The 13,400-nt window shown below is 38.7% G+C and carries 13 protein-coding genes; 6 read left to right on the plus strand and 7 right to left on the minus strand.

Going from position 1 to position 13,400, the window contains the following annotated elements; genetic code table 11:
• Positions 1-286: 286 nt before the first annotated feature.
• From F3G66_RS00860 to rpsU, 7 genes are all read right to left on the minus strand, one after another.
• A complete protein-coding gene (locus tag F3G66_RS00860) occupies positions 287-784 on the minus strand; it encodes a YajQ family cyclic di-GMP-binding protein (protein WP_149706837.1) in 498 nt (165 codons plus the stop codon).
• A gap of 16 nt (positions 785-800) precedes the next feature.
• Positions 801-1,559: a hypothetical protein gene (locus tag F3G66_RS00865; protein WP_149706838.1), complete on the minus strand. Its 759-nt coding sequence runs from the start codon at positions 1,557-1,559 to the stop codon at positions 801-803.
• On the minus strand, positions 1,559-2,494 hold the full coding sequence (locus tag F3G66_RS00870; RefSeq protein ID WP_149706839.1) for a D-2-hydroxyacid dehydrogenase: 936 nt from the start codon (positions 2,492-2,494) through the stop codon (positions 1,559-1,561). The genes F3G66_RS00865 and F3G66_RS00870 overlap by 1 nt, the downstream gene beginning before the upstream one ends.
• A 2-nt stretch (positions 2,495-2,496) precedes the next feature.
• Positions 2,497-3,678 carry a glutathionylspermidine synthase family protein gene (locus tag F3G66_RS00875; protein WP_149706840.1) on the minus strand — a complete coding sequence of 394 codons (1,182 nt, stop codon included), beginning with the start codon at positions 3,676-3,678 and terminating at the stop codon, positions 2,497-2,499.
• Positions 3,679-3,681: 3 nt separating this feature from the next.
• Positions 3,682-4,299, minus strand: coding sequence for a UPF0323 family lipoprotein (locus F3G66_RS00880; RefSeq protein ID WP_149706841.1), 618 nt, complete (start codon positions 4,297-4,299; stop codon positions 3,682-3,684).
• A complete protein-coding gene (locus F3G66_RS00885; protein ID WP_149706842.1) occupies positions 4,296-4,928 on the minus strand; it encodes a DNA-binding protein in 633 nt (210 codons plus the stop codon). The genes F3G66_RS00880 and F3G66_RS00885 overlap by 4 nt, the downstream gene beginning before the upstream one ends.
• 103 nt (positions 4,929-5,031) lie before the next feature.
• The gene (gene rpsU / locus F3G66_RS00890; protein WP_009294994.1) at positions 5,032-5,244 is read right to left on the minus strand and encodes a 30S ribosomal protein S21; all 213 of its coding nucleotides are present in this window, start codon (positions 5,242-5,244) and stop codon (positions 5,032-5,034) included.
• Positions 5,245-5,382: 138 nt separating this feature from the next.
• On the opposite strand from rpsU, the gene ccoG reads away from it, so the two are divergent.
• The 6 genes from ccoG to F3G66_RS00920 all read left to right on the plus strand — a co-directional run bounded on the left by ccoG (position 5,383) and on the right by F3G66_RS00920 (position 13,387).
• On the plus strand, positions 5,383-6,708 hold the full coding sequence (ccoG, locus tag F3G66_RS00895; RefSeq protein WP_149706843.1) for a cytochrome c oxidase accessory protein CcoG: 1,326 nt from the start codon (positions 5,383-5,385) through the stop codon (positions 6,706-6,708).
• A gap of 69 nt (positions 6,709-6,777) precedes the next feature.
• Positions 6,778-7,365 (plus strand): TetR/AcrR family transcriptional regulator, encoded by a 588-nt coding sequence (locus tag F3G66_RS00900; protein WP_107792870.1) that lies wholly within the window; start codon positions 6,778-6,780, stop codon positions 7,363-7,365.
• A gap of 109 nt (positions 7,366-7,474) precedes the next feature.
• Positions 7,475-8,635: an efflux RND transporter periplasmic adaptor subunit gene (locus tag F3G66_RS00905; protein ID WP_149706845.1), complete on the plus strand. Its 1,161-nt coding sequence runs from the start codon at positions 7,475-7,477 to the stop codon at positions 8,633-8,635.
• Between the two features lie 10 nt (positions 8,636-8,645).
• Complete coding sequence (locus F3G66_RS00910; RefSeq protein WP_149706846.1) at positions 8,646-11,771, plus strand: efflux RND transporter permease subunit; 3,126 nt, start codon at positions 8,646-8,648, stop codon at positions 11,769-11,771.
• Positions 11,761-13,143 (plus strand): efflux transporter outer membrane subunit, encoded by a 1,383-nt coding sequence (locus F3G66_RS00915; RefSeq protein WP_149706847.1) that lies wholly within the window; start codon positions 11,761-11,763, stop codon positions 13,141-13,143. The genes F3G66_RS00910 and F3G66_RS00915 overlap by 11 nt, the downstream gene beginning before the upstream one ends.
• A gap of 16 nt (positions 13,144-13,159) precedes the next feature.
• Positions 13,160-13,387, plus strand: coding sequence for a hypothetical protein (locus F3G66_RS00920; protein WP_021090435.1), 228 nt, complete (start codon positions 13,160-13,162; stop codon positions 13,385-13,387).
• Positions 13,388-13,400: the final 13 nt, after the last annotated feature.

A 13,400-nucleotide genomic window follows, 5' to 3' on the forward strand; every position in this document is an offset into this window, starting at 1 on the left:
AAGATAAATTTCACTCATAAATCCGACAAATTTTAAATACAAAAACTATGCGAAATTTCGCAAATTTAGCCCAAAATCCTATAAAATTTTAAATATAAAAGTCACGCAGCCATTTCGCAAAATTAGGCGAGGCGATTTCAAAAATTTAGCCTACCAACTTCAAATTTAAACAAAAATGTCGCGAGATGGATTTAAATATTGCGACGAAAAAATAAGCCTGCGCTAGGCATACAGCCTGCTGAGTGAAAATTTTTCTAGCTCGTTTAAAGGCACTCACGAGAAGCTGCTACTTGAGGTTTTTAAAGCTTATTGGAAGTTCTAAATTTAACCCCCTCACTAGCTTTATGCACTCTTGCAAGTCATCTATGCTTTTGCTTGTCACTCTGATCTCTTCGCCCCTGATCTGCGCGCTTACCTTGATCTTTGAGTCTTTGATCGCTTTGGTGATCTTTTTTGAGTTTTCAGCGTCAAGTGTGTCGTTTAACTTTAGCGTCGCCTTTAAATTTCCGCCACTCGCTGGCTCTCTTTTTGTCTCCGTGATCGCTACTGGCGGGATGTTTCGCTTGATGAGCTTTGAGATCACGATGTCTTTTAGTGCGTCGATCTTATTATCACTTGAGCTAAGAAGCGTGATAAATTTTTCTTTTTCGTTTAGCTCGACTTCAGCTGTAAGCCCTTTAAAGTCATACCTAGCCGCGATCTCTTTTTTTGCTGTCTCAAGAGCATTTTTAACCTCCATCATATCGACCTCGGCACTTATATCAAAACTATGCTCAGTTGCCATTTTTATCCTTTCAAATTTATTTAAATAGTCCTTTGATCTTCTCAAAAAGTGACTTTTTGCCAGTCTCTTCTTGCTTTATCGCCTCGCCAATCTGCTGCACCGCGGTCTGTGCGTAGATGATAGCGCCTTTTGGATCGCAGTTAAAGAGGTTTGAATATGAGCTTGATTTGTTTAGATCAAGTGGATTTGGCTCCACGACCTCAGTGGCCTCAAGCAGGCCTGTTTCTAGCTCGCATGCGTAGTTTAGCGCATCTAAAAATGCAGGTAAATTTTGCGCGTAAAAACCATCAACCGCCTCTTTTATCTCACCACCTGCTTCATAGTCAGCCTTTAGTTTAGCTACGTTTTTAGCGTTTACATAAGCGCCACAACAGTAGTTTTCGGTGATCTCATTGTAAATTTTGCCACTAAATTTATCCAAAAACTTACTTGGTAAAATTTCTCGCCAGTTGCTGATGTAGTTTTTAAATTTCTCATTCTGCCGCGCCAAAGAGCTTAGTGCTGTGCCGCGAGTGTAGAAATATTTTCTAAAAAATCCCTGCGTGACAGCTATACAAAAGCCGTGAGTTTTGTTAAAAATTTCATCGTCTTTATATTGCAGTGCAGTATTTAGCGTATCTTTGTATTTTTGGGCGTAAAATTCCTCTACGCCAGCCTTGCTAGCAAGTGCTAAAACCTCGTCAAATTTACCAGCCCTTGCAAGCTCAAGTGCCTCAAAATACCACTTTGAAATTTCATCTTCGCTAATGGCGTGATAGCTTATATCATAGCCCATTATCTACTCTCATTGATGAAATTTTCTATGTTTGCGACGATCTTTGTGATGAGCGTCTTTCTAGCCTCCAAGCTGCCCCATGCTACGTGTGGTGTGATGAGTAGATTTTCTTTGTTTTTTACATTTAAAAATGGGCTATTTTTGCTCATTGGCTCGCTCTCCAAAACGTCGGTGCCAAAGCGTAAATTTCTCTCATCTATCGCCCTTGCCATCGCTACTTCATCCACTATGCCGCCACGTCCTAAATTTAGCACTATTGCATCATCTTTTAGCAAATTTATCTCGTTTGCGCCAAGTAAATTTCTAGTCTTTTCATTTAGCGGTGCGTGGATGCTGATGATGTCGCTACTTCTTAGTAGCTCGTCTAAGCTTTTTTGCCTAAATTCGCTATTGTTATTTACTCCGCTTGTCGAGTAGTAGCTCACGTTTGCGCCAAATGCACGTGCCGCTGCCGCCACACCGCGTCCTATCTCGCCAAGTCCGATGATGCCAAATTCTTTGCCAGCGATCTCGCTAATGTTTGCGCCAAGATAGGTAAAAATTTCACTCTTCACCCACTCTCCGCTTTTTACGTAGCGATCATAAAATTTGATGTGATTTGTTAGCTCAAAAAGCATCGCAAACGTGTGTTGCACGACGCTTGCGGTTGAGTAGCCAGCGACGTTTTTAACAGCTATATTTTTAGCTTTTGCATGCTCTAGATCGACATTATTCATCCCAGTTGCGCTTATGCAGATAAGCTTTAAATTTGTCGCGTCCATCACGGCTTTGTCGATGATGACCTTGTTTGTGATGACGATATCAACGCCCTTTATACGAGGCACGACCTCTTCGCTTTTAGTTTTTTGGTAGCTGACAAACTCGCCAAATTTCTTAAAAACACTAAGATCAACGTTTTCTCCAAGCGTTGCCGCGTCTAAACAAACGATCTTCATCTTTAATCCTTAATAAAATGTCCTACAAATTTAGAGTAGTTATCTAAAATTTTGCCGCCTTTTCTATATCCAAGCGCGCACGCCTCATAAGCGTAAAATACGCCTGCTTGGTAGTTATCGCCTCTCTCATCTTGGTTAAACTCGTAAAATTCTTGATAGATAGCTTTATTTGAGTCGTATTCGCCGTCATTACTTGCTATTTGTGCGCCGTTTTCATCGTGTATCGAGACGTTTGCGCCCTCTCTACCAAATACCGGCTTTTTCACATATTTTTTGCCCTTTAGCGGCTCGTTTGAGGTCTCAAGTAAGAGTGGATGATTTGGATAAAGATCCCAAAGAATTTTTAAAATTCCCTTACTTTGGAAAAGTAACGTGTAGGCTGGGTTTATGATGATGGCTTTTTGATTTTTGATGATATTTGAAAGTATGAGTGCTAGCTCGCCCTCATCGATCGCTATGCTCTCCCAAGGCACAAGCTTAAACCAGTATTCAAAATTTTCATCATTTTTAAAAATGCCCTCGTCATCGTTAAAAACGACCTCATCAACGTAAGCAAAGTCGGTTTTAAAGCCGGCTTCTTTTGCGATGTATTGCAGCAATTTCACGGTTTGCTCATCCTCGATACTGCCAGCGATAGAGCTAAAGAGTATCCCCCAGCCCTCGTAAACATCCTCGAAATTTACATTATCGTCGCCAAGCGTGATAAGGCGTTTAAAATTTTGTTTTAGAGCTTCGTAAAGGTTATTAAATTGCTCAGCTTCATCCATATGATTTAGCTTTAGCATCGCCCACTGAATGATCGCTGTCTCAAAGACTGCCGTTGGCGTATCGGCGTTAAATTCGATCAGTTTTATCGGCTTGCCATCAAGCCCGCCTGCAAGATCAAATCTACCATAAAGATGCCAGTGAACGTCATTTTCCCAGCTTTTTTTGATGCTATCAACTAGGTTAAATGGTATGCCTATCTCGTGAAAAAGGTTGTTGTCAATGACGTACTGAGCGGCATTTACATACATATCGTATAGCTCATTTGCCGCTTCGTAGTAAGCATCCGCCTCGCTTGCTTTTACCTGTACGATCTCATCTGCGATATATGAGCTGTTGTCGCTATCTGTATGCCACGCAAAGCCGATTTTCTCCATAAATTCGTTATTTAATGGCGTGATTTTTCTTAAATTTATCATTTTTCAGCCTCCAAAGCTTGATGAGCTAGAGCTTGATTTTGATCCACCACCGAAAAATCCACTCTTGCCGCCACTGCTTCTTGCATCAGAATTTGCTGCTTTTTGCTTATTAAAGCTATCAACGCTTCTTGTGTATGCACTTGGATTTTTGTAAGAATTTTGACGAGTAGCTTGGAAATTTTGATTTCCAAAAAGCTTACTGCCTATCCAGCTACCAAGTATCGCACCAGCTGCTGAAGCAAGGATCGTCTCGCCAAGGCTTAGACCGCCACTGCTTAGCTGTGCGTCACTCGTTTGTGTTAAATTTGAAGTACCATTGTCAATATTTGCATTTGCTTGAGCTAGGAGCTTATCGATCTCGTCTTTGCTTAGCACACGCTCAGTACCGTTTATGTCTTTTAGTACAACTCTAGTTTCAGTACTTGGATACTCTTCTAAAATTTTATAAACTCCAGGCGCGCTCTCTTCGATGATGACAAAGGCACCATTTTTTTGTGCAACCTCATTTAGTGCGTTTTCATCACCGCCATTGTCACTGCCGCAACCAGCAAGACCTGCCATAACGATCGCACCAAATCCGCCTACCGCAGCATAAGTAGCTATCTTTTTAATGTGTTTCATATCTCTCCTATCAACTCTTTTAAATTTTTATGTCTTCTAACAAGTATCACGCCTCGTTTAAATTTTATAAATTTTGAGTGGTGTATCGCTTTTATTATCTTTTCACTGGCTTTTTTTGTTGCCTTTGGCTTTAGATTTAGCTCCTTTAAAAATTCACTTAAATTTATCCATTTTGACTCATTTTCTATCTCGGCCTCTATCGCTTCGTTATTTGGCATATCGTCATTTTTTTGTGCTAAAAGCGGCCTTTGCATGGCATTTAGAAACTGCATGAGCTTCTCGTCTCTATCTTTATAAATTTGCAAAATTTCATTTTTTCGCTCAATTAGCATCTGCTCCTTTTCTTTAAAAAGCCTATCTTTATCAGCCTGTAAGTTTAAATTTAAGCTCTTTAACTCGCTTAACTCATTTAGCAAATAATTTACAAACTCATCATTTTGGGATTTGGTTTTTGTACTTTTTGGAGTGGATTTTGTGGTTTTTTCGCTACTTGGTTTCTCATCAAGGATGACAAATTTTGTGCCATTTTCAATGACCGTTTTTAACGAGCCTCGGCGAATTCTATTATAGACTGCTTCTTTTGTTATGCCTAAAATTTCTGCAGCTTCATTTACAGCTAGCTTTTGCATCGGATTTCCGTTTAAAATAAAATAAAAAAATTGCTTTGATTATAAAAAAATAAGGCTAAAAGAAGAGTTAAACAAAGAGAGCAAAGCCCTCTTTGTCTTGGTTTTAGAGTCTTGACTCGTAGCGTCTAAGCATATAAAGACGTTTAAGCATTTTCTTGCGAGCAGCAATTTTTTGTTTCTTGCGGATCTCAGTTTTAGGCTCAAAGAAGCGTCTAGCTCTTGCTTCAGTAACGACTAAATTACGGTCAGTTTGTTTTTTAAACTTTCTGTAACCCTCGTCAAATGACTCGTTAGGATGTACCTTAATACCAGGCAACGTCCTCACCACCTTTCAGATTAAAATAAGCCGTGAGTATAGTTTAATTTTCATAAATTTAAGCTTTTAACTATTTTTTTTTAAAACTCTTTTAATGCTATAAGCTTTATAATCATAAAATTTCAAAAAAGGCTTATTATGTCAAAGGATTTTCATCTTAGCTACGCCAAGAGGCGTTACATTTTTTTCGCCTGTATTACGCTATTTGTCTTTGTTTTGCCATTTATCAGAGTAAATGATGCGCAGCTATTTTTGCTAAGTTTTGATAAAAGTAGAGTTGATCTATTTTTTACAAAATTTGATATGCAAGAGCTTTACTTGTTGCCATTTTTATTTATCATTTTGTTCTTAAGCATATTTTTTCTAACGACACTTGCAGGGCGTGTTTGGTGCGGTTGGAGCTGTCCGCAAACTATTTTTAGAACGATATTTCGTGACCTTTTGCAAACTAAAATTTTAAAGATCAGAAAAAATATACAAAATAAGCAGAATGAGCCAAAAGGACAAATTTTAAAGCGTGCTTTAGCAGTTGGAATTTGGTGTGTTTTAGCTCTTGTTATTTCGGCAAATTTTTTATGGTATTTTGTGCCACCGCTTGATTTTTTTGCTTATTTAAAAGAGCCAAGCGAGCACGGAGTTTTGCTTGCATTTTGGCTTGTTATCGCTATTTGGTTAGTTTATGATGTCATCATTTTAAAAGAAAATTTTTGTATTTATGTTTGTCCTTACGCTAGGGTGCAATCAGTGATGTTTGATAACGATACGATCCAAGTTATTTACAATCAAAAAAGAGGCGGCGTAATCTATAACGGACAAGAGAAATTTAAAAAGCCAAAAGAAGAGGGTGCGCTGTGTACTGGCTGCGAGGCATGCGTGAGGATATGTCCGACGCACATTGACATAAGAAAAGGTATGCAGCTTGAATGTATAAATTGTCTAGAGTGTAGCGATGCTTGTGCTAAAGTGATGAAGCATTTTGATGAAAACTCGCTTATTGAGTGGAGAAGTATAAACTCTATAAAAGAGCAAAAAAGAGTCAAAATTTTACGTTTTAGAACGGTTGCTTATCTCGTCATTCTGGGCATTGTATTAACAGCTGGGGTATTGATGAGTGGCAAAAAAGAAAGTATGCTTTTAAACATAAATAGAACAAGCGAGCTTTATAAAATTTTAGGTGAAAATGAAGTCGAAAATTCTTACGTATTTTTGGTGCAAAATACACAAAATAAAGAGCACGCCTTTTACTTTGAAGTAGATGATAAGAATATAGAAATTTCTCGTCCAAATAAGCCGTTTATATTAAAAGCTGGTGCAAAGCAACGAGTAATCGTCACGTTAAAATCAAAAAATGAAAATTTAAGCGATAAAGATCTTTTAAAACATATAAATATAAAAGCCTATGCCACTGACGAGCCAGCTATCAGCGTGCAAAGACAAAGTACTTTTATCTATCCTAAAAGATGATAAAATGGCAAAAATTTAATAGGAAGCAAGACGGCGATCTCAGAAAAGGGTAAAAAAAGATACGAACTTATCGTAAAAACAGCACTTGAGCTATTTTTAGAAAAAGGATATGAAAAGACAAGCTTAAGTGACATCGTAGCGATAAGTGGCGGATCGCTTTCTAGTATTTACACGTTTTTTGAGAACAAAGAGGGGCTTTTTGAGGCGATCGTTGAGCAAGAGATAGATAGCCTTATAAAAGAGATCGATGAGAAAATAGATCTTAAAATTTCTCACAGCTTGGAGGAATTTTTAACCAAATTTGCAACCATAATATTTTCTATTACTTGCAGCAAAAGGCATATCTCTCTTGGTAGGATAATGATGAGTGAGGGTTCTAAAAATGGTGGCAAACTTGGTAAGACGTTTTTGGATCAAATTTTAAAAAAGATCGATCTTGTGCTTATAAATTTCTTTGAAAGAGATGAGGTAAAAGCCAAACTTGATCCAAAATTTTCAGCCAAATTTGCTGCGAAGTACTTTATACAAAGCGTGATTGGGGCTTATTACTATGATTCGCTTTTGATAAATGAAGAACCAAAGCTTAGTGAAAAAGAGCGTAAAAAGCATGTTGGCTTGTGTGTTGAGCTGTTTTTAAATGGAGTTAGTAAAAAATAAAATTGACTTTTTATTTGTTTTCTAATAGAATCGAGAACTTTAAATTTTTGTAACAATTATTACAAAAAACTAAATATGATATTAAAATTTAAAATTAAGAGAGGTTTTTATGGCAAATTTTAAAAGTGCTCTTGTGCTTTCGGTTGCAGTTTTATTTCTAAGCGGTTGTTTTGAAAATAAAGAGAATAAAGCGGCAGCAGGTCACCAGATGCCACTATCTCATGTAGATATTTTTACCGCACAAAAAACAGACATACCTATTAGTTTTGATTACACCGCAACGGTTGTAAGTAGTCAAGATGTTATTATCTATCCAAAAGTTGGCGGAACTATCATAAAGCAGTTTTTTAAGCCGGGAAGCAAAGTAAAAGCGGGCGATAAGTTATTTTTGATAGATCCAGAAAAATATCAAGCTAGCTTTGACTCACTTGATGCCTCTGTTGGCGTAGCAAATGCAAATTTAAAAAATGCCGAGACCGAGTTTAAAAGAATTTCTGCCCTTTATAAGAAAAATGCAGTCTCTCAAAAAGACTACGACGCAGCAGTTGCGGCTTATGACATTGCAAATGCGAATTTAGTAAGCGCAAAAGCAAATTTAAAAAATGCGAAAATAGATCTAGGATACACGACTATTACAGCGCCATTTGACGGTGTAGTGGGTGATAACCAAGTAGATGTTGGCTCACTTGTCATAGCAAATCAAACAAAACTTGTAAGACTTACAAAAATAAATCCTATTGAAGCAGAATTTTATATCGCCGATGTGGATAATCTAACTAGAAAGACAAATTTGGATAACGGCTCATGGCAACAGCTAAATAGTGACACTGTGTTAAGTGTCAATGGCGAAAATTTTAATGGTAAAGTAAATTTTATAGATAGTGTCGTAAATACCGCGACTGGCAGCGTTTTAGCAAAGGCTAGCTTTGATAATAGCGAGGGTAAAATTTTACCAGGTGCGTTTGGTCATATAAAGATGAGTGGATTTGTTCAAAAAAATGCCTTTAACATCCCACAAGTTGCCCTTCAACAAAGCGCTACAAACTCTTATGTTTTAGTCGTGAAAGATGGCAAAGTAAGCCAAAAAAATGTAAAAATAGGATATCAAACAAAAAATATGGTAGCAGTCACTGAAGGTCTTGAAGAGGGTGATAAGATAATTGTTAATAACTTCCTTAAAATAGGAGTTGGTGCACCAGTTGAAACTGATAAAGACCTAAGTGCGGAATTTATAAACGGCAAAGATGTAAACGCTACAAGTAGCAAGTAAAGGCAGATAGATGTTTTCAAGATTTTTCATAAACCGCCCGATATTTGCAACTGTTATATCTATCATCATAGTTATAGCAGGCTTTATGGGTATCAAGGGGCTTCCAATAGAGGAGTATCCAAGCCTTACACCGCCTACCGTCTCTGTAAGTGCGACATATAGCGGTGCTGATGCGCAGACTATCGCCGACTCAGTCGCAAGTGCGATTGAAGATCAGATAAATGGCGTTGAGAATATGCTATATATGCAAAGCACCTCAAGCTCAGCAGGTACTATGAATATAAGCGTATATTTTAAGATCGGCTCATCGCCAAAACAAGCTACGATCGATGTAAATAACCGCGTGCAAGCTGCCCTTTCAAGGTTACCTCAAGAAGTGCAAAATATGGGCGTAACGGTGCGTGAAAGAAGTGGCTCGATCCTTCAAGTTGTTGGCTTTACAAATCCAAATATGAACCAAGTTGAGCTATATAACTATGTAAATTTAAACATTGCTGACGAGATTAAAAGGGTAAATGGTATCGGCGATACAGTGCTAATTGGCAACAAAGAGTACTCGATTAGAATTTGGCTAAAGCCAGACAAACTTGCTCAGTTTAAACTAACTCCAAGCGACGTCATTTCTCAAGTAAAAATTCAAAACTCACAATACGCCGCTGGCAAAATAGGCGAGCAGCCGTCAAAAGGCGATAATCCTTATGTTTATTCTGTCGTTTCTGAGGGGCGTTTTAAAGATCCAAAACAATTTGGCGAAATTTTGATAAAAAGTGAAGATGGCACAGTCGTCAAGCTAAAAGAGGTCGCCACAGTCGAGCTTGGAGCTGCTAGCTACGCATCTGAAGCTATGCTAAATGGCAAACCAGCAGTGCCACTTTTGCTATTTTTACAAAACGATGCAAACGCACTTGCGACATCTGAAGCAGTCGCTGCAAAGCTTGAAGAGCTAAAGAAAACCTACCCAGTTGGCCTAGAGCACACCATAGCTTACAATCCAACTGAATTTATCACCGTCTCAATAGACGAAGTTATAAAAACTTTTATCGAGGCGATGGTGCTAGTTCTTGTCGTAATGTACTTTTTCTTAAAAAGTTTTCGTGCAACTATCATTCCGATGCTTGCTGTGCCAGTCTCTATCATAGGTACATTTGGCGGACTTTATGTGATGGGCTTTAGTATAAATTTGATCACACTTTTTGCCCTGATCCTAGCCATCGGTATCGTCGTGGATGACGCGATCATCGTTATAGAAAACGTCGAGAGAATTTTGCATGAAGATAAAGAGATAAGCGTAAAAGACGCGACATTTAAGGCAATGGAGGAGGTGCAAACTCCAGTCATCTCTATCGTGCTCGTGCTTTGCGCGGTTTTCGTGCCAGTTTCATTTATGGAGGGCTTTGTTGGCGTTATACAAAAGCAGTTTGCGCTAACACTTGTCGTTGCTGTTTGTATCTCGGGCTTTGTCGCTCTTACTCTTACACCAGCACTTTGTGCGGTTATGCTTAAAAAGCAAGAGAACAAGCCATTTTGGATAGTTCAGAAATTTAACGACTTCTTTGACTTTAGCACTAAGCTCTTTACAGCTGGCGTGGCAAAAATTTTAAAACATGTCATCATTAGCTTTATAGTCATTGGCATAATGGGATTTGCAACGTATGGCCTATTTCAAAAGGTGCCAAAAGGGCTTGTGCCTTCAGAAGACAAGGGTGCTTTGATGGTTATCACCTCACTTCCACCTTCAACAAATATGCTTAAAACTAAAGAAGAGGTAAATTCTATCAGCAATGCCATTTTGAGCAATCCAAATGTTGAATTTAATATGGGCTTTGCAGGATACGATATGCTAGCTAACTCGCTTAGAGAAAACTCAGCCATTAGCTTTATCAAGCTAAAAGACTGGAGCGAGAGAAAAGGTGCAACGGACGGCGCAGATGCTTTGGTCGGTCAGTTTAACGGCATGCTTTGGGGATCAAAAAACTCAATGACCTTTGTCGTAAATGTGCCACCTATCATGGGTCTATCAATGACTGGCGGCTTTGAGATGTATCTACAAAACAAGAGCGGCAAAAGCTACAACGAGATAGAAGCAGACGCTAGAAAGGTAACTGCAGCTGCAAACGCAAGACCTGAGCTAACAAATGTGAGAACTACGCTTGAGACAAACTACCGCCAGTTTAAGATCACGGTTGATAAAGAAAAAGCAAAGCTATTTGGCGTAAGCGAGAGCGAAATTTTTAGCACGGTAGCGGCTACTTTTGGCTCTTACTATATAAACGACTTCAACCTTGCTGGTAAATCTTACCGCGTATATGCAAGGGCGAGCGATAACTTTAGAAACAACCCTGAGGATCTAAGAAAGATTTTCGTCCGCTCAAATGAGGGTGAGATGGTGCCATTAAATTCAGTAGCGACGCTTACAAGATCGATCGGACCTGATATCGTTGATAGATTTAACCTCTTTCCAGCGGCTAAGATCATGGGCGATCCAAAACCTGGCTACACATCAGGTGATGCGATAAGAGCGATCCAAGAGGTCGTAAATGACACGCTAAGCAGCGAGGACTACGCTATAAGCTGGGCAGGAACTGCGTATCAAGAGGTAAATTCTCAAGGAACAGGCACGGTCGCCTTTATCTTTGGTATGATCTTTGTATTTCTCATCCTTGCTGCTCAGTACGAAAGATGGCTCATTCCACTTGCGGTTATCACAGCCGTGCCATTTGCGGTATTTGGCTCGTTGCTAGCTGTTTGGATAAGAGGCCTAACAAACGACATCTACTTTGAGATCGGACTCTTGTTACTTATCGGTCTAGCGGCTAAAAACGCCATTTTGATCGTAGAATTTGCAATGCAAGAGCGTGATAGCGGCAAGAGTATATTTGACTCAGCGATAAATGCGGCAAAACTTCGCTTTAGACCTATCGTAATGACATCTATCGCATTTACTCTAGGCGTATTCCCGATGGTTATAAGCACAGGCGCAGGCGCTGCATCTCGCCACTCACTAGGAACTGGCGTGGTTGGTGGTATGATCGCTTCTACGACGATAGCGATATTTTTCGTGCCAATGTTTTATTATTTGCTTGAAAATTTAAATGAGAAATACTGGAAAAAGGGAGCAAAAAAAGATGAAAAATAAGGCGTTTATACTTATAGCGGTGGCGTTTTTAACTGGTTGCTCATTTCGTCCAGATATGCCAAATGTAGATACAAATTTCACCTCAACATATACTTTCGAGACAAGCGATATAAGGGATCTTTGGTGGAGAGAATTTAACGATGAAAATTTAAATTCTCTAGTAGAAAATGCACTCGAGAAAAATACAAATTTACGTGTTGCTTATTTAAATTTAGAGAAAGCAAAGGCAAGTCTTGGCGTAGCTGAGGCAGATTTGCTTCCTGGTATAAATTTAAATGTAGGCTACACCAAGGCAAAAACCAGTGGGGAAACATACACTAAGCAGCCTCAAACACGTTATAGAAGTTCGAGCATAAATTTAGGACTAAACTACGAGATAGATCTCTGGGGCAGAGTAAGAAATAATGTAGCTGCAGCTGAAGAAAGCCTAAATGCAACCAAATTTGACTACGATAGCGCGAGACTAAGTATCAGCTCAAGTGTTGCAAAAAGCTACTTTGCGTTAGTTTCATTAAATATGCAAGAAGCTGTGCTAAGAGAGACTTTAAAAACTTATGAAGACACGCTAGCGCTTCGCAAAACACAGCTTGATCTTGGAAGCATAAATGAGATGACTTATTTGCAAAGTAAGGCAGCAGTAGAAAGCGCTAAGACCAATCTTACTTCTATATTAAATGCAAAGTCAAAAGCTATCACCTCACTAGCTATCTTGACTGGTAAAAGTAATAATGAAATTTTAGGTGGAGCTGTTGCTAGCTCGCAAAATTTACCAGCTTCTCCAGAGATAAGTGCTGGCATCAGCTCTGAAATTTTGCTAAGAAGAAGCGACGTGGCAAAGGCACTGGCTGATTTAAAAGCTACAAATGCTCTTGTTGGTGTTGCAAGGGCTGAGTATTTTCCAAGCATTTCAATGACTGGACTTTTTGGCTTTTCAAGTATTGATTTTGAAAATATCTTTGTTGGAAATGCCAATACATGGAGCATAGGTGGCTCTTTAGCACAGAAAATTTTTGATTTTGGTAGGACAAAAAATAATGTTGCAGTGGCTAAAACAAATGAACAAATTGCTGCTGTTAATTATGAAGCCGCGGTAAAATCGGCTCTTGGTGAAGTAAGAGATGCGCTTGTTTCAAGGCAAAATGCAAAAATTTCTTTGGAACAAGTGAAAAATTTGCTAAAATCCCAACAAAGAATTTACTCGCTTGCTAAAGAGCAATATGACGCTGGCTATATCGGCCACTTAGAGCTTCTTGATGCGGAGAGAAATTTGCTTCAAGCAAAATTACAAGACGTCTCAGCAAAGCTTGATGAGGTTGATAGTGTAGTCGAAGTTTATAGAGCTTTTGGTGGCGGTTTTAAGTTAGAAAAATAATTAAAAAGGAGAGAAATTGGGAACTAAGATATTAAATTTCTTGTTTTCTTGGGGATTTTTTGTTTTTGCTATCGCTCTTGGCGTAGCATTATGGTTTGCGATAAATTACGTGGATACATTTAGGCTTGAGTCAAGCTTTTATGATATCGGCGAGATATTTATGATGGCGGCTGTTTTTTGTATTGCCTTTTATGTGATCGCAGCAATATTTGTTATTCCTATTAGAGCGATCAAAAAATCTTAATCTTTCATCTAAG

It is taken from the genome of Campylobacter concisus (genome assembly GCF_902460665.1).
Taxonomy (GTDB): Bacteria; Campylobacterota; Campylobacteria; order Campylobacterales; family Campylobacteraceae; genus Campylobacter_A; species Campylobacter_A concisus_AL.